We start from the raw sequence: 15,640 nt of genomic DNA, 5'->3' as shown, positions 1-15,640 counted from the left end.
TTTTAGATCAAAGGCTTGGCAGCAAAAAAAGACAATGCCGGGGTTGCGTCCGGGATAAAAATACATATTATATGCGCCTCCTTTGGGTCGTTAGCTCAGTTGGTAGAGCAGTTGGCTTTTAACCAATTGGTCGCAGGTTCGAATCCTGCACGACCCACCACCTTTACTCTGTTCACGGTCCTGAGGCGGAGTAGCCAGTAAGCGATTCGGGTTGAAAGGGTGATCAGGCCAGCTACCAAGGGTCGTTAGCTCAGTTGGTAGAGCAGTTGGCTTTTAACCAATTGGTCGCAGGTTCGAATCCTGCACGACCCACCATATTCCCAAAAAAGGAGAGCCCAGCTCTCCTTTTTTATGCCTGCTAAAACCCCATTGTGCCGCCTGCCAACCGTCCCCATCATGAGGGTCATAGGGCTCCGCCTTGTTTCGGAGTACAATGTAAGGCTGTAAAGAGGCCGCTGAGTAACCATGACCGATTCTGCTGTGTTGTCCGATCTGACCATCAACTTTGACGTCCCTATCGCTGAGCGAATAACCAGTCTCAGTACTGCGGAAGTGAATGCGTTGAATGAAGAAATCATTGAGCTGATGCGCGCTCAAAAAGCGGTGTTGGTTGCTCACTACTACACCGATCCGCTGGTGCAGGCACTGGCAGAAGCGTCGGGTGGTTTTATTGGTGACTCTTTAGAGATGGCGCGTTTCGGCCGTGATGTCGATGCCCAGACGGTGCTGGTTGCTGGGGTTCGTTTTATGGGCGAAACCACCAAGATCCTGAGCCCGGAAAAGCGTGTACTGATGCCGACGCTGGAAGCTACCTGCTCGCTGGATTTGGGTTGCCCGCCTGATGAATTCGCGGCTTTTTGTGATCAGCACCCTGATCGTACGGTGGTGGTGTATGCTAATACGTCAGCAGCGGTCAAAGCCCGTGCCGATTGGGTAGTGACCTCAAGTATTGCTCTGGATGTGGTGGATTATCTGGATCGGCAAGGTAAGAAGATACTCTGGGCTCCGGATCAGCACCTGGGTCGCTATATTCAGCGTGAAACCGGTGCGGATATGCTGCTCTGGAATGGCTCCTGTATTGTCCACGAAGAATTTCGCGCCAAAGGCCTGACCGACCTGAAAGCCCTGTACCCTGAGGCCGCCATCCTGGTGCATCCGGAATCGCCCGAAGCCGTTGTCGAATTAGCCGATGTCGTAGGCTCAACCACTCAGCTTTTGAACGCCTCGGAACAGCTGCCGAATCAGCAATTTATTGTCGCTACTGACCGAGGCATCTTCTATAAGATGCAGCAACGGTCACCGAACAAAACCTTTATTGAAGCGCCGACGGCCGGCCAGGGTGGTAACTGCCGCTCGTGCGCTCATTGCCCCTGGATGGCCATGAATGATCTGCAGCGTATTAAGTCGGTATTGTTGAATCCGACCGAAGAAATCCAGGTAAGTGCCGACTTGATTGAGCGAGCTCGGCTGCCGTTGGACCGTATGTTGAACTTCTCCTCCCAGCGCGCGGCTTAAGCCGCGCCTTTAACTGGGCAGCAGGTTTCGCTGTCGTTCGAATTCCGTTAAGCGCTGACGTAGACGAGCCAATTGGCTGGTGCTCACCGGCTGTTCAATGGCTTGCCGCAGCAGATTGAAAGCTGCGCTTTCCTCTCCGTTGTGCCACAGCCACAGCGCTCGGGCTTCAGTTTCCCGTTCGGGCTGGCACCGAGCCGCCAACTGTTGCGAAAGTGCCAGCACTTCAATGTAGACAGCGTCGATTTTATCCAGATGGTTGCGTGCTTCCAGGCAGGCGCTGTTGCCCTCTTGTTGCGCCCTAGTTTTAGCTTGCCAGAACCAGCCCGGGTCAAAATCGGGAAACAGTTGAGTCAGCATTGCCAGTTGCTCGCTGACCTGCGCTGTTTCAAATTGATCTTGTTGGTGCAAAATCCAACCCAGTATTAAATCGGGGTCCGCCTGACTGAGTAATTCTTCGGGTAATGCGGAATCACCTGGTTGTGCTGACAGCAACGGTTGGTAGCGGCTTGGCCAGGCGGCGAAGTTGTCATCGGGTAAATGCGTTTGGCTGAGATGCCAGCGCAGAACATCGTATTGGTGGTCGGGTGAGTCCTGGGTGGTGACATCATCCATTGACTCCAGTCGGGCCACTCGAGAGGCCGGTAAAGGGTGTGATTGCCAGTAGTCTGAGCCAGAGGACTGGTAGGTGATCTGCTGTTGCATGCGCCGAAACACCTGAGCGCCTGCCTGGGCGTCATAGCCGATTTCTGCCAGCGTCTTGCTGGACAGGTCATCGGCTTCGGATTCCATGCTGCGGCTGAACGCCAGGCTTTGCTGAATGGCGCTGGCCTGAGAGCTGGTAAAGGTGGCGGCCCCCAATTCTGAGTTGCTGCTCATCAGGGCGATACCCAGCAGGGCGCCACTGATGGCTAACCAGCTTTGCTGGCGGCTGGCGTTTTGCATACGGCTGAAATGGCGCAGCCGAAGGTGAGCCAATTCATGGCCCATTACCGACAGAAACTCAGCTTCCGTCTCGGCGGTACGCCACAGTCCCAGGTTAAAACCCATTACATTACCGGGCAGCGCAAAGGCGTTAAAACTGCGTTCGTTGATCGTTAGCGCGGACACTTCATGCAGCGGAATGTTTGATGCCTGCCGTAATCGTTCGGCGCGCTCATTTAACCAATACTCAACCCAGACATCATTGATGACCTGCCCCTGTCGCTGTAATCTGCGCTGCAGATAGCCAGCGACGGCAGCTTCTTGGTCGCGGGTCCAGCCTAAAGACTGGTCACCAAAACCTTCGGCGCTGAGTTGGCTTGGTCCGGTGCATGTCAAGGCCAGTGTCAGTCCGGTGAATAAGGCTGAACAACGGCGTCGAAAGTGGCCTTTGCAAAATCGCACAACGACTCCATAGAGTGGAAAGATTGCGCCTATCATAAGGGTGCCGACTTCGGCTGACACCAGGAGGGTGTAATTGAGTTGTAAAACCAAAGCGACACACTGTCTGGATGTGCGAGGTTTGCGGTGCCCGTTGCCGCTGCTACGCACCAAGCAGCAGTTGCTGAAACTTCAGCCGGGTGAGGTACTGGAGGTCAAGGCAACAGATGCCGGGTCCTGGCGCGATATTCCTGCCTATTTGGCCATGAGCAACCATCGTTTGCTGGAGCAGCATGATACGGCAGACGGTGAGTTTCATTATTGTATTGAACGAGGAGTTGACTGACTTGAAGCTGTATCGGGTTATACAAGGATTTTTCCAGCGTTATTTCTCCGATGAAGAAGCCGTCATCCTCTTCATTTTCCTAGTGCTTTTCGGGGTGCTTGTTTATGTACTTGGCCAGGCATTAGCACCGGTATTTACCGCCGTTATTTTGGCGTATTTATTGTCTCCTCTGGTTGATCGGCTGAACGGTTTACGCGTTCCACACCTGCTGTCAGTCGGCCTGGTCTGCCTGCTGTTCTTTGGCGTTTTATTTGTGGCAACACTGATCATTGTGCCGTCGCTGGTGCGACAGGTAACCAGTCTGGTGACTGAACTCCCGGCCATGCTGCGGTTGTTCCAAGATCAGATTCAAGGTTTGCCGGAGCGTTATCCGGAATTGATTTCCAGCGATCTGGCGCAGCAGTGGTTGCGCGGTCTTGATCTGCGCGGTATCAGTCAGCAATTATCCGGCTGGTTGCCACGGATGTTGACGATTTCACTGAACACCTTACCCAATGTGGTCGGCGTGTTGATCTATTTGATCGTTGTACCGCTGATGGTTTTTTTCATGCTGAAAGACCGCACCAAGCTCTGGAACAGTGTTAAGTCCCGGTTGCTACCGGTTCAACGTGGCCTGATGACGCAGATTGCGGTGGAAATGAACCAGCAGATCGCCAACTACTTACGTGGCAAGGCGATTGAAATCCTCATTGTTGGGCTGGTGTCCTTTGTTACCTTTGAATTATTCGGGCTTCAGTATTCGGCGTTGTTGGCGACCTTGGTCGGCTTGTCCGTGCTTATTCCCTACATCGGAGCCACGGTCGTGACGATACCGGTCTTTTTGATCGGCGCTTTTCAATGGGGGTTCACCAACGAACTGTACTACGTCATGTTGGCGTACCTGATCATCCAGATGCTCGACGGCAATGTGCTGGTACCGTTGCTATTTTCTGAAGCGGTCAACCTCAACCCGGTTTCCATCATCATTGCTGTGCTGGTGTTTGGTGGATTATGGGGCTTTTGGGGGGTCTTTTTCGCCATACCGCTGGCGACCTTCGTTAAGGCCATTTTTAATGCCTGGCCACAACACCCCGCCAGCCCCGAACTGGAATCCGACCAATCCACCGAGATCTAGCCGGCTCGAAGGGATCCCCGGCCCGCGTTCAGGTCATCGAGCAGTCGATGCACATGTTCGCGGGCGTCGACATCCCGCCAAGCCCGTATTAGCTGACCGTCTTCGTCAATCAAGAAGGTCGATCGGACCAGGCTGTGAATTGTCCGGCCGAACATTTCTTTTTCACGTAAAACACCAAACAGTCGGCACAGCGCTTCGTTGCTGTCGGAGATCAGTTCGAATGGCAAACTCTGATTGCGTTTGAATTGCTCATGGCTGGCAAGGTCGTCACGGCTGACACCGAAAATCAAAATGCCCTGGCTGCGAAAACGTTGATAGTTGGCGCCAAAGTTTTGGGTTTCGATGGTACAGGCCGGAGTGTGGTTTTTAGGGTAGAAGTAAAGCAGCACCTTATAACCGCGTAAGGCGCGCAGGTGGACGTTCTTATTGTTTGTCGCGGGAACGACGAAATCGGGCACGATCTGGCCCACTTCAAGCATCATGGCGGTTGCCTCCCTGAATCCCTCCAGAGTTGAATCTTTTAGTATGGTCGATATTTGAGCAAATGCCAGTGGCTCAGCCTTGTGTCAAAGCAAGGCGCCCAGTACCATTGCGCCGATAAATCGGGCTCGCTCGTCGGGCGTCCTTTATTCGACGATTCAATCGTTTCGAACCACCCATCCGATTCCGGAAACAGCGGGGAGACGCAACATTCATGATCACTGGCAGTATTGTGGCCTTGGTGACACCCATGCGCGCAGACGGTTCTGTGTCCTGGGAACATCTGGAGCAGCTGATCGAGTTCCATATTGACAATGGTACAGCGGCCATTGGCGCCGTTGGCACAACCGGCGAAGCCTCTACGCTGGACATGAAGGAACACGAGGAAGTGATCCGCTTTACCGTCGATAAATGCGCCGGCCGTATTCCTGTGATTGCTGGCACTGGCGGTAACTCGACGCGCGAAGCCATGCACCTTACCCAGGCGGCCAAGACTGCTGGTGCCGATGCCTGTTTGCTGGTAACCCCTTATTACAACAAGCCGACTCAGGAAGGTTTGTATCAGCACTATCGGACCATTGCCGAAAACGTCGACATCCCCCAGATTCTCTATAACGTGCCGGGCCGTACTGCCTGTGATATGCAACCGGAGACAGCGCTGCGTTTGGCCGAAGTGTCCAATATCATTGGGATTAAAGAAGCGACCGGTAATCTGGAGCGCGCCCGTTTTCTGGTCGAAAACGCCCCGGAAGATTTTGCCATTTACAGTGGTGACGACGTCACTGCCATGGAGTTGATGCTGCTCGGTGGTCATGGCGATATTTCAGTGACTGCTAATGTGTCGCCCAAAGCCATGTCCAGTCTCTGTGCTGCCGCGATGGCGGGTGATCGTGAGTTGGCTACCCGGCTCAACGATTTGCTGATGCCGTTGCATACCAAACTCTTTGTCGAGTCCAATCCGATTCCGGCTAAATGGGCGCTGCATACCATGGGTTTGATTCCTGAAGGTATTCGCCTGCCATTAACCTGGCTGTCCGAAGAGCATCACGAAACGGTGCGTCAGGCGCTGATGGAAGCGGGTGTTGTCTAAGGTGATTAAATACGTATCGATCTGTTTGGCGGTATTGGTTGTTGCTGGTTGTGGCAGTCGCACCGTCAATGTCACCTACCAACCGCCGGCTGAGTTGAGTCAGGGCGACTGGTTCCCCGTTCCGGCACAAACCGAACGCACCGTCACCAACGCGGAGCGGACTCTGGAGCGCCCACCATTGGTTCTGGCTGACGCAAGTCAGGCCAACGAATTGGATGCAGCGCTGACCGTAACCGAAACCACCGACAGCTTCGGCAACGTCAGTCTGGCCGTTAATCGCGGTGCCAGCCTGACCTGGGAGTTGCTCGATAGCAGCGTTACCCGCCTGGGGTGGCCCGTGTCGGACCGCAACCGTTCTGAATACCGCCTGCAACTGAGAGATTCCGACGTTGCTGCGGCCGATGGCTTCTTTGCGCGAGTCGGTCGCCTTTTTGATGATGAGCATCAGCCGGTGCATCTGATACTGGTGCCACGCATCGGTGAAACCACCATTTCCGCTGAGTATGAAGATGGCACGGTACTGCCACAGGACGAAAACCAGCGGTTGATGGCGCAAATACGGGAACAGATGCGCCAGGGGGGCTGAGGTGCGCTTCACCTCATTGGGCAGTGGCAGCAAGGGCAACGCCACCCTGATCGAATCGGGGACTACTCGTATCCTTGTCGATTGCGGCTTTGGACTGCGCGATGTTGAAGCGCGCTTGAATCGGCGTGGTGTCGACCCGCAGTCGCTGACGGCCATACTGGTAACGCATGAACACGGTGATCATCTCAAAGGTGCACCCATGCTCGCCAACCGCTACCGACTTCCCCTCTATACGACGCCAGGTACGTCACGCTCATTCAAAACGGCGGTCGAGACTTATCAACCGATTAACGTCCATCAGTCGTTTAACCTGGGCGATATCAGTATTGAGCCGGTTACGGTGCCACATGATGCGCGCGAACCCAGCCAGTTTGTTTTCCAGGCCGGCGATTACCGCTTAGGTCTGCTGACCGATCTGGGCAGCGTCACACCGCTGGTGCGTGAACGCTACCGTCATTGCCAGGCACTGTTGCTGGAGTGCAATCATGACCCGCGCATGCTGGCAGAAGGCCCTTATCCGATCAGTCTGAAACGCCGAGTTGGTGGTGATTGGGGCCATTTGAGCAATCAGCAGGCCGCTGATCTGCTGGCCAGTCTGGAATTGAAAACCTTACGACACCTGATGATTTCGCACATCAGTGAACAGAATAATCATCCTGATCTGGCTCGGGCTGCGCTCGACCCGGTTCTGGATGGCTTTAATGCCCTTGTTCAGACGCTCAGTCAGGACGAAGGCTGCGACTGGATTAATTTGGAAACCGTCTAACCACGAGGCTGAACCCATGAACAAGACGGGCGTGCTGTACGCAGGCAAGGCAAAAACTGTCCATACCACCGAAGATCCAGATCTTCTGGTGCTGGAATTCCGCAATGACACCTCGGCCTTTGACGGTGAAAAGGTGGAACAGTTGGAGCGCAAAGGTCAGGTTAATAACGAGTTCAACGCTTTTATTATGCAGGCCTTGCAAAAGGCAGGTATCGAGACGCATTTTGTCAAAGCCTTGTCGCCGACCGAATCATTGGTGCGCAATATGAAGATGATTCCGGTGGAATGCGTGGTGCGTAATCGTGCCGCCGGCAGCCTGTGTCGTCGCCTGGGTATTAGCGAAGGTGAGGTTCTCGATCCGCCGGTGTTCGAGTTCTTTTTAAAGGATGATGCGCGTCACGATCCGATGATCAATGAATCGCATATTGAAACCTTTGGCTGGGCCACATCAGCCGAAGTAACGCGCATGAAAGAGCTGACCATGGCAGTCAATCAGGTGCTGAAAAAACTCTTTGCCGATGGCAACTTATTGCTGGTCGATTACAAGCTGGAATTCGGTCGCTTCCAGGGCAACATTGTTTTGGGTGACGAGTTTTCACCCGACGGTTGCCGACTCTGGGATGCCCAGAGCCTGGAAAAAATGGATAAGGATCGCTTCCGGCAAGACCTGGGTCACGTTATTGAAAGTTACGAAGAAGTTGGGCGCCGTATTGGTGTGCAATTCAGCTGACAGAAACTACACTTCAAGGCCTGAATTACAAAAGCCGTAATAAAAAAGGGGAACGTCTGTGAAAATTTGGATTGCGACCGCTGCCATTACACTGGCAGCACCGATGGCCTGGTCAGCGCCGCTGATCGATTTGGCTGGCAGTGTGGGTTACAGCTTTAATGGTCTGGACGAAGGCACCTTGGCCAACAATTCCATGGACCTGACCAGCGACAGCGCTAACAATCCGGCCGGCCTGGATCACGAAATGGATTCTGGTCTCTATGCGACGGCCAAAATCGGCCTGCCGTTTTTGCCGGATATCGGGCTGAAGTATGAGAGTCTGGTTAGTAATGGTAGCAATGTCATTTCTGATACCGTTTCCTATGGTGGTGAAAGCCAGACCTACGTTGCTGAAGAAGTCGAATCAGAACTGGACATGAGCTATCTTGATCTGACCGTGTCCGCCGGCATTCCTTTCGCCTATTCGTCACTCGACTTTGGTGTGAATTTCCGTTCGTTTATCGGTGGTTTTGAAGCAGAAGGTAAGAACACCGGCCAAAAATTGGAGGCCTCCTTCAGTGATGGCCCGGTGATTTTACCGATGCTGTATGTGGCCGGTTCGTTCACGCCGCCCGTCGTCCCTACCGATCTGACGCTCAGCGCAGAACTTAAAACCATGCCCATGGATACCAACGTCACCGATTGGAATGTGAAAGCGGCTTGGTTTGCACCGCTGCCGACCAATGCCTTGGGTAAGCTGGGTGTTGAAGGCGGTTATCGTGACTACAGTGTGAGCATTGGTGAGTCCACCTTTGGTGCCGATACCGAAGACTTCGTATCAGAAATCAGTTACTCCGGTTTCTTCCTGGGCGCCACTGTCCAGTTCTGATCAATCGTGAGTCGGTTTGATTGTAATAAGCCTCCTTCGGGAGGCTTTTTTATGTCGCCTGCATCCAAAAACCACTCCTGGGTCGTCAACAGTTCAGCTTCTGGCTAGGGCGCCAGATTGCTTGATCAAGATATCCCTTCAAGGTTCTTTCGCCGCCCAGCTTGGCTGAGGCGGCTTTTTTATTGGCGGGGAGTGGTCGACCAGATGCGCTCGAAACTCCACTGAATTTCGTCGCCAAACTGTCGGCGCAATACCTCAAAGTCGGGACTCTCAGCTTGATCCGCCAGTACCGGCGGCCATTGCAGCAATTGCCACAGGCCCACCATGGCCGCATAACAATGCAGTAAGCTGCGACTGCCGGTACCCGCTTGCAGTTTGTAGGTCTGATCCAGCCAATGACCCGAATCGATCAGGTTCTGCGCCAGCTGTCGCTTGAACTCCATCAGCATTGGTTGATCTAGGTTTTGCTGCAAGGTGCCCTGCAATTGAGCGGACAGGGGCAGAAAGCTCGGTTCGGCTTCGATGTAGTCCAGCACCCTGGCCGTCAGTCGTCTGGCGATAGACTCTTCTCTAACCGGTTGGCGAATGGCGCTTAACAACTGCTGCAGATGTTCGCCCAACAGACCCAAAAAAATCGCTTCCTTGGTACTGAAATACAGATAGACGGTACCTTTGGCGACCTGCGCCGCCTCGGCAACCTGAGCGGCAGAAGGCAGTTGATGATTATTATCGACAAAGCAACGCGCAGCGGCGCTCAATAAAGCCTGGCGGCGGGCGGCTTTTTGCTCTGGGGCGCGGGCGCGTTTCATGTCGAACTCGATGCACAAGGAGGCATTATTGTGCCCGAAACGCTCTGGCTTCTCATCTGTGATGGTATCGGCTTGGGCAGCTGCGCTAGGCTTGTTTGATCAGTTAGGAGGGCGAGGCAATGCAAGCGGTACTGACGGTCGAAGCAGTGAAGGCTGCCGAACAAAGTTGGGCCCGGAACAACGATGGTGAAACCTGGCCTTTGATGCTCAAAGCGGGTCAGGCGGTGGCGCGTCACGCCCGTCGCCACTGGCCGTCGGCGCGTCGTATTCTGGTCGTTGCAGGACGCGGTAATAATGGCGGCGATGGTTATATTGCAGCCAGCGAATTAATGGCCGCGGGTCTGGATGTTGCGGTGTTGGCACCTGCCGGTATGCCAGCGCCGGATACCGATGCCGAACGGGCGCTGAACGTTTTTCGCCAGGCAAATGGAGCCTTGCTGGATGATCTCCATTCGAACTGGGACCTGATTATTGATGCGGCTCTGGGCACAGGACACCGTGGTGCTTTGCGAGAGCCCTGGCCTCAGTTATTTGAACAACTTCGATCACTGCAGATACCCGTGCTTGCTGTGGACCTGCCGTCGGGATTGAATGCCAGTACCGGTGAGGCCGACAGCGCTGCGATGACGGCCCAGCGAACACTCACTTTTATAGCTTTTAAGGCGGGTCTATTAACACATCAAGGCCCGGGTTTAACCGGTCAGATCAGCTTGGATCGCTTGGCTATCGACAGTGCTAACCAAGCTCTGGGTCATTTCCTCGACGAGCCACCATCTTGGCCGGAGCGTAGATCGGATGCACATAAAGGTGCTTTCGGACAGGTCGCGATTATCGCCGGTGCGCCAGGCTTTGGCGGCTCAGGTTTGCTGGCAGCTCGGGCGGCATTGGCGGCCGGTGCCGGCCGGGTGGTTTGGCACTGTGATGCAAGCATGGCGGGTAGCATTTTGGCAGCGCAGCCGGAATTGATGACGGCTGCGCCGACTGAGCCTGCCAAAGGAACTCTGGTGCTTGGTCCGGGGTTGGGATTCAGTGCGCAGGCCGATAGCTTGTACCGTCAATATCTGGCCGGTGAGGGCGGCGGCATCCTGGATGCCGATGGTCTGACCTGGTTGGCACAGCAAAGTGGCGACTGGTCTTTGCCAACCTGGGTATTAACGCCGCATCCGGGCGAGGCGGGTCGTTTGCTGGGGTGCAGCAGTGCGGATATTCAGGCCGACCGTTGTCAGGCGGCATTAGCCTTGTCCGAGCGCTATCAGGCAGTGGTTGTACTTAAAGGTGCGGGCAGTGTGGTTGCCTGGGATGGGCAATTGCGCTTTGTGCACCCGGGTACGGTTGCCATGGCAACGCCGGGAATGGGCGATACTTTGGCTGGTCTGATTGCCGCCTTGATGGCTCAGGGTCAGTCTCCCTGGCAGGCGGCTCAGACGGGTGCCTGGTGGCATGCTTATCTGGCCTGGCAGCTGGCGCAGAGCCGGCGCGTGGTGCTGGCGTCGGATGTGATTGAGGTCATTGCGCAAGCGGATCAGTTTTCCGGTTGATTGCTCCATTGGTAACCAGAGCTACGGCATTTTTCCGCACGGCGATTGCGTTGAGCGGAAAGCGATTCGCCCGTGTCGCGGTATACGTTTTCATAGAAAAATACGCGTAGCTCTATATCGAGCTCGGTACAAACACCCAACAGGGCTCCGCCATTTTGCGAGGTGGGTGAGCAACGTCCGGGTGAAGGGATGGTTGTTGTTGAGCCTGAAGAGACAGGGATGCACTGACCATATTCTAGGCTGCCATCCAGAGACTCTTCACAAATATTGAGAGTGTTGGCGTCAATATTTATTGGGTTGGACAAGCAACTGCCGCTGGCGCCAAAAGTCGGGTTCGCCAGAGGATTGTCGCTGCCGACCTGAAGAATCATTCCTAAGGTACTACGGTTGTTGAGTTCATCGCTGACACTAACCACCCAGCTATGTGGTCCCGGTTGGGTGACGGCGGGCGAGAAATTCGCCGCCGAAGATCTGGTGACGGAACCATCTGGCGCAACTAACTCTTGATCGAAAGTGAGAGTGGACCCTTGACTTGAATAGGAGTCATAAGCAGATAAACCAATGGTTCGCGGTGCATTAAACGAGCTACCAGGGGTGACCTTCATGATCACCTTGATGGCACTGTCGCCTTTGTCGTGATTAGGTGCTAAGTCCAGTGCACCTTGAATTACGGTTGAACTCAGAGGCGTTGGAGGTGCATTGCCCAAAAACAGGTTGTAATAGCTAAGGTTGCCTACTGACCCACCGTTATTGTCGGTAACCGCGAGATATGAATTTGTCGCCTCAAAGTTGAAATGGTCGTGTAGATCGTCCAGGTTGTGTAGATCTTCAAGCCATTCTTGTTCTGGGTCTGGGTCGGCTAGGTAGATATCACCAAAGGGATCCGTTGGCGCGGTCCAGGCGTTAGCCAGATAATGATTCAGGTACCCGCTTGCACGACCCTGTATTACTGGGGTGAAACTGTCGATCAGTATCTCTTCACACCCCGCTGTTACTAGGCAAGCATCTAAAGAACGGTTCCGATGAAACTTCGACCAGGCTTCGATCAGGGCCGTCGTGGTTGGATTAAGGTTGACGGTTCTGTCGGTTAAGTTAGGCGCGTGGCGGTAGAAACTAGTGAGCCATACGAGATCTCCGTTGCTTTCCGGAACCGCAGCACGCACTAACTGAGATGCGTTTAACGGCAAATCGAAACGATAGTTACCGGTGTTGTTAGCGCGCGTACAATCGTTATTGATACATACCTCAGCCCATTGCCCCGGTCGTCCCAGCTCTACCAAGCCCGCCAGTCGATACAGCTGTTCTTTACCAGAACCACTGCCAGTATCATCCTGACTGCAAGCGCACAAAGCGGCAGTAAGGCAGGCCAGAGCAGCCGGACGGAGCAGGGGAGTCAGCGAGACCATGTTCAACCTCAACAACGGTTGTCTTATAGATCGGTCTGTTGGCGGTTAACTTGAGTTTGTGCATCGCACCGGTACCCCCTTTTCCGCTACACTGTGAACCAGGCCCGGTCCCGCCCGGAATCGGGCTCAGGCTGTTCCCGAAGAGGTCCCTTGTGAACTGGATGATCATACCCGACGCGCCGCTGTGGTCGGCGCTGGTGATATTGTTGCTGGCTCTGGTGCTGCTCTATGCAGCGCGGTTGCCTGTGCATCGGCTGGTGCAGCGGTTTTCCCGGCTGGTCACGTCGGTGTTGCGTCTCTATGGACGATCCCTGGCGGTGCTGGCTGAACAAATTCGCCTGCGTAACCGCGAAGTCCTGCTTGAGCTTGGTCGCAGCCGCGAAGAGCGTCGCCTGGAACGTCATTTTCATCAGGTTAAACGCTTGGTTGAGCGGGACCTGGCACGCTTCCCGGATCTGCAGCAGGCTATCAGCCGGCATATTGCCCAATTGGAAGACGACTACTACCGAACCGCTGAAACACCGCCACCGGCACCGGATTGGCTCGATGCCATCGATAAGGTTGTCCACCTGCGCGAGATCCAGGCCGGTAACCCGGTGGTATCCAAGGTGTTGGCCGATCTGGAATCCAAGCTGCACCGTCAACACGAGCAGTCTTTGGAAGATTTTCGCCGCGGCATGCAACAGCGCCATCGCCTGCTGCATTCGATGATGCCGCACTGGCGCAAGCTGAATCATGAAGTTGAAGATGTGGGCCGTGGCATGCGCGGTCTGTTGAACCAGGCGGCTCATATTGACCAGCATTACCGGCAATATCGAGCATTGCGCAGCCATTCGGATCGTATCGAGAAGCTGCAGCGGGTTTCAGTCATCGGCCAGTTTGTGCTCGCCAGTCTGCTGCTCTCCGCCTGGGCGATCATCGGCTGGTTAAACGTCCGTCTTATTCGCCCTGCTTTTGAGTCCGGTGCCACCAGCGATCCCTTCTTGGCATCGGTCGGTTTGGCTGACTTGTCGGCTTGGGCACTGGTGCTGCTTATCGCCCTGTTGGGCACCTTGCTGCTGGAGGCGTTGCAGGTGACACGCATCTTCACCAGCTTTGCTTTTTTGGATGATCGACGACGGCGATGGTTATTGTGGTCGGTGGTGTCTGTCCTGGTGATAGTGGCGCTGAGTCAGTCAGGATTGATATTTATGCATGAGCGTCTGCGCTCAGTGCCAGAGCTGTACCAGCGCTTGATTGCCTATCCGGTGGTCGTCTATGAAGCGCCCAAAATCGACCAGGGCGTGCCCTTAGCGGCGCGGATGTTGTTGGGGCCGGTACTGACCTTTTTGTTGATGTTCGCTGTCGTGCCACTTGAGCGTTGGGTGGAAAACGGTCGCGTATTGCTGGGCGATGCCTTGGTGGCTGGGTTGCGTCTGGTGTCTTTGCTGACGCGTTTGATCGCTGCCTTTGTCAGTCAGTTGTCGTCGTTGCTGCTGGCAGTCTACGATTTATTAATCAGCCTGCCTTTGTGGATTGAAAGCTTCCTGGGCAAGCTGCGACGCCATCGTGTGCAAAGAAAATCGGCCGCGGCCGATGGCTCGCAAATGGGAGTCAATTCGCAGTAAACGCGGTGGAGTTGATGACTTCCATCAGGTTACACTGGCGCGCGCCTTTCGTTGGTGGCGCCTTTTTTTTGCCTGACGAAAGCCGAACGCAGAGGGTAATGTCACCCTCCTCAATACTGGAAGATCGGCAACTGGCTTAGGTTTTGGCCGAACGGTCTTCCCCGGACAGGATGTTTTTATGTCACTGACAAGCCTGAAAAATCCTTTTTTCGCCGGTGTCGTCGCCGTTGTATTGGCTGCGCCCGTTCTGGCTGAAGACCTGGACACTGATGAGGCGGTTGCCTCCTATGGTATCGGTTACGGCTTCGCCAATAGCCTGGTTCAGCAAACACAAGGAGTGGATCTGGACGTGGATGCTCTGGAAGCGGGTTTGCGCGCTGCCATGGCTGGTGAAGAAAGCGAATTAAGCAACGCTGAAATCAATGCGGCGATTGAAGCCTTGCAACAACAGCTGCAAGCGCAGCAGTCAACTCCAGAAGAAGGAAGCTGAGATGCAATTGACTGATGTACGTAAACACCTGATGGCCGGCGTCGCCGTACTGACACTCTCTGGTGTGGCACTGGCCGAAAATCTGGATTCTGACGAAGCGGCAGCTTCTTATGGCATCGGTTTTGGCTTTGCCAGCAACCTGTTGCAGCAGACCCAGGGCCTGGAATTGGATGTCGACGCTTTGGTCGCTGGTGTTCAGGATGCCATGGAAGGTGAAGAGAGCGAGTTGACCGAAGAACAGATCAACACCGCGGTTCAGGCGCTGCAGCAAAAGCAACAGGCTGCTATGGCTGAACAGCAGGCAGAGCGTCAGGCAGAAGTCGAAGCCACCAAAGCAGAAGGCGCTGAATTTCTGGCCGAGAATGCTGACCGAGAGGGCGTTACCGTCACTGAGTCAGGTCTGCAGTACGAAGTGCTGTCAGCAACCGACAGCGGTGAATCCCCCTCTGCTGAAGACACCGTCGAAGTGCATTACCACGGTACTTTGATGGACGGCACGGTTTTCGACAGCTCTGTCGAGCGTGGCGAGCCGGTTGAGTTTCCGCTGGGTAATGTCATTGCCGGCTGGACCGAAGGTCTGCAGTTGATGACCGAAGGTGATAAGTACAAGTTCTACATTCCGGCTGAGCTGGCTTATGGCGATCGTAGTCCGAGCCGTGCGATTCCGGCGGGCTCCACGCTGATTTTTGAAGTGGAACTGCTCAACGTCGTCAGCGCCGACTGAGAGTAAGTGGATAGCCCGGTTCGCCGGGCTTACGCTCTGGATTGTAAAAGCCTGAATCACAAAAAAGGGCGCCTCCATTTAGGGGGCGCCCTTTTTTAATCGGCGCTCGAATCAGGGATTCAAACGCCGGAAATCTGGCTCCTCGAGCAGGACTCGAACCTGCGACCAATAGATTAACAGTCTACTGCTCTACCAACTGAGCTATCGAGGAA

At 54.6% G+C, this 15,640-nt stretch carries 16 protein-coding genes and 3 tRNA genes; 14 read left to right on the top strand and 5 right to left on the bottom strand.

The window, feature by feature from the left end; all coding sequences use genetic code 11:
- The first annotated feature begins 84 nt into the window (after window positions 1-84).
- From ABMA60_RS11095 to nadA, 3 genes are all read left to right on the top strand, one after another.
- A tRNA-Lys gene (locus tag ABMA60_RS11095) sits at window positions 85-160 on the top strand.
- Between the two features lie 79 nt (window positions 161-239).
- Window positions 240-315 (top strand) — tRNA-Lys (locus tag ABMA60_RS11090).
- 150 nt (window positions 316-465) lie between these two features.
- Window positions 466-1,515, top strand: a complete 1,050-nt coding sequence (gene nadA / locus ABMA60_RS11085; protein WP_392802874.1) for a quinolinate synthase NadA — start codon at window positions 466-468, stop codon at window positions 1,513-1,515.
- A 9-nt stretch (window positions 1,516-1,524) separates the two neighbouring features.
- Here the strand turns inward: nadA and ABMA60_RS11080 are convergent, their stop codons facing one another.
- Window positions 1,525-2,898: a M48 family metallopeptidase gene (locus ABMA60_RS11080; protein ID WP_392802871.1), complete on the bottom strand. Its 1,374-nt coding sequence runs from the start codon at window positions 2,896-2,898 to the stop codon at window positions 1,525-1,527.
- 73 nt (window positions 2,899-2,971) lie between these two features.
- Here ABMA60_RS11080 and ABMA60_RS11075 point away from each other — a divergent pair, with 73 nt between their 5' ends.
- Both ABMA60_RS11075 and ABMA60_RS11070 read left to right on the top strand, forming a co-directional pair.
- The gene (locus ABMA60_RS11075; protein ID WP_392802868.1) at window positions 2,972-3,220 is read left to right on the top strand and encodes a sulfurtransferase TusA family protein; all 249 of its coding nucleotides are present in this window, start codon (window positions 2,972-2,974) and stop codon (window positions 3,218-3,220) included.
- The gene (locus tag ABMA60_RS11070) at window positions 3,183-4,334 is read left to right on the top strand and encodes an AI-2E family transporter (RefSeq protein WP_392802865.1); all 1,152 of its coding nucleotides are present in this window, start codon (window positions 3,183-3,185) and stop codon (window positions 4,332-4,334) included. The genes ABMA60_RS11075 and ABMA60_RS11070 overlap by 38 nt, the downstream gene beginning before the upstream one ends.
- On the opposite strand, the gene ABMA60_RS11065 is transcribed toward ABMA60_RS11070, so the two are convergent.
- Window positions 4,331-4,816 carry a peroxiredoxin gene (locus tag ABMA60_RS11065; protein ID WP_392802862.1) on the bottom strand — a complete coding sequence of 162 codons (486 nt, stop codon included), beginning with the start codon at window positions 4,814-4,816 and terminating at the stop codon, window positions 4,331-4,333. The genes ABMA60_RS11070 and ABMA60_RS11065 overlap by 4 nt on opposite strands.
- A 212-nt stretch (window positions 4,817-5,028) precedes the next feature.
- Here ABMA60_RS11065 and dapA point away from each other — a divergent pair, with 212 nt between their 5' ends.
- Genes dapA through ABMA60_RS11040 form a run of 5 tightly spaced genes read left to right on the top strand, consistent with a single transcriptional unit; the run spans window position 5,029 to window position 8,854 of the window.
- On the top strand, window positions 5,029-5,904 hold the full coding sequence (gene dapA, locus ABMA60_RS11060; RefSeq protein WP_392802859.1) for a 4-hydroxy-tetrahydrodipicolinate synthase: 876 nt from the start codon (window positions 5,029-5,031) through the stop codon (window positions 5,902-5,904).
- Entirely contained in the window at window positions 5,897-6,490 is a 594-nt protein-coding gene (locus ABMA60_RS11055) for a hypothetical protein (RefSeq protein WP_392802855.1), read from the top strand. The genes dapA and ABMA60_RS11055 overlap by 8 nt, the downstream gene beginning before the upstream one ends.
- Before the next feature lies 1 nt (window position 6,491).
- Complete coding sequence (locus ABMA60_RS11050; protein ID WP_392802852.1) at window positions 6,492-7,256, top strand: MBL fold metallo-hydrolase; 765 nt, start codon at window positions 6,492-6,494, stop codon at window positions 7,254-7,256.
- 16 nt (window positions 7,257-7,272) lie between these two features.
- Window positions 7,273-7,986, top strand: a complete 714-nt coding sequence (gene purC / locus ABMA60_RS11045; RefSeq protein WP_392802849.1) for a phosphoribosylaminoimidazolesuccinocarboxamide synthase — start codon at window positions 7,273-7,275, stop codon at window positions 7,984-7,986.
- A gap of 58 nt (window positions 7,987-8,044) precedes the next feature.
- A complete protein-coding gene (locus ABMA60_RS11040; protein WP_392802845.1) occupies window positions 8,045-8,854 on the top strand; it encodes a hypothetical protein in 810 nt (269 codons plus the stop codon).
- 179 nt (window positions 8,855-9,033) lie between these two features.
- On the opposite strand, the gene ABMA60_RS11035 is transcribed toward ABMA60_RS11040, so the two are convergent.
- Window positions 9,034-9,663, bottom strand: coding sequence for a TetR family transcriptional regulator (locus ABMA60_RS11035; RefSeq protein WP_392802842.1), 630 nt, complete (start codon window positions 9,661-9,663; stop codon window positions 9,034-9,036).
- Window positions 9,664-9,782: 119 nt separating this feature from the next.
- Here ABMA60_RS11035 and ABMA60_RS11030 point away from each other — a divergent pair, with 119 nt between their 5' ends.
- The gene (locus tag ABMA60_RS11030; protein ID WP_392802839.1) at window positions 9,783-11,201 is read left to right on the top strand and encodes an NAD(P)H-hydrate dehydratase; all 1,419 of its coding nucleotides are present in this window, start codon (window positions 9,783-9,785) and stop codon (window positions 11,199-11,201) included.
- On the opposite strand, the gene ABMA60_RS11025 is transcribed toward ABMA60_RS11030, so the two are convergent.
- Window positions 11,186-12,607, bottom strand: a complete 1,422-nt coding sequence (locus ABMA60_RS11025; protein ID WP_392802836.1) for a hypothetical protein — start codon at window positions 12,605-12,607, stop codon at window positions 11,186-11,188. The genes ABMA60_RS11030 and ABMA60_RS11025 overlap by 16 nt on opposite strands.
- 152 nt (window positions 12,608-12,759) lie before the next feature.
- Between ABMA60_RS11025 and ABMA60_RS11020 the strand changes: the two genes are divergently transcribed.
- The 3 genes from ABMA60_RS11020 to ABMA60_RS11010 all read left to right on the top strand — a co-directional run bounded on the left by ABMA60_RS11020 (window position 12,760) and on the right by ABMA60_RS11010 (window position 15,428).
- Window positions 12,760-14,214: a hypothetical protein gene (locus tag ABMA60_RS11020; RefSeq protein WP_392802833.1), complete on the top strand. Its 1,455-nt coding sequence runs from the start codon at window positions 12,760-12,762 to the stop codon at window positions 14,212-14,214.
- 178 nt (window positions 14,215-14,392) lie between these two features.
- The gene (locus ABMA60_RS11015; protein WP_392802830.1) at window positions 14,393-14,704 is read left to right on the top strand and encodes an FKBP-type peptidyl-prolyl cis-trans isomerase N-terminal domain-containing protein; all 312 of its coding nucleotides are present in this window, start codon (window positions 14,393-14,395) and stop codon (window positions 14,702-14,704) included.
- A 31-nt stretch (window positions 14,705-14,735) separates the two neighbouring features.
- A complete protein-coding gene (locus ABMA60_RS11010) occupies window positions 14,736-15,428 on the top strand; it encodes an FKBP-type peptidyl-prolyl cis-trans isomerase (RefSeq protein ID WP_392803118.1) in 693 nt (230 codons plus the stop codon).
- 135 nt (window positions 15,429-15,563) lie between these two features.
- Here the strand turns inward: ABMA60_RS11010 and ABMA60_RS11005 are convergent.
- Window positions 15,564-15,639, bottom strand: a tRNA-Asn gene (locus tag ABMA60_RS11005).
- Between the last annotated feature and the right edge of the window lies 1 nt (window position 15,640).

Source organism: Saccharospirillum sp. HFRX-2 (assembly GCF_043196805.1).
GTDB lineage: Bacteria > Pseudomonadota > Gammaproteobacteria > Pseudomonadales > Natronospirillaceae > Saccharospirillum.
Note: the sequence above shows the minus strand (reverse complement) of the source record. Positions and strands in the feature narration are given on the sequence as shown.

Excerpts from the sequence above, each read along its gene's own strand:
- nadA (WP_392802874.1), top strand. The coding sequence starts at position 466 with ATGACCGATTCTGCTGTGTTGTCCGATCTGACCATCAACTTTGACGTC.
- ABMA60_RS11065 (WP_392802862.1), bottom strand. The coding sequence starts at position 4,816 with ATGATGCTTGAAGTGGGCCAGATCGTGCCCGATTTCGTCGTTCCCGCG.
- dapA (WP_392802859.1), top strand. The coding sequence starts at position 5,029 with ATGATCACTGGCAGTATTGTGGCCTTGGTGACACCCATGCGCGCAGAC.
- purC (WP_392802849.1), top strand. The coding sequence starts at position 7,273 with ATGAACAAGACGGGCGTGCTGTACGCAGGCAAGGCAAAAACTGTCCAT.
- ABMA60_RS11035 (WP_392802842.1), bottom strand. The coding sequence starts at position 9,663 with ATGAAACGCGCCCGCGCCCCAGAGCAAAAAGCCGCCCGCCGCCAGGCT.
- ABMA60_RS11030 (WP_392802839.1), top strand. The coding sequence starts at position 9,783 with ATGCAAGCGGTACTGACGGTCGAAGCAGTGAAGGCTGCCGAACAAAGT.
- ABMA60_RS11025 (WP_392802836.1), bottom strand. The coding sequence starts at position 12,607 with ATGGTCTCGCTGACTCCCCTGCTCCGTCCGGCTGCTCTGGCCTGCCTT.
- ABMA60_RS11015 (WP_392802830.1), top strand. The coding sequence starts at position 14,393 with ATGTCACTGACAAGCCTGAAAAATCCTTTTTTCGCCGGTGTCGTCGCC.
- ABMA60_RS11010 (WP_392803118.1), top strand. The coding sequence starts at position 14,736 with ATGGCCGGCGTCGCCGTACTGACACTCTCTGGTGTGGCACTGGCCGAA.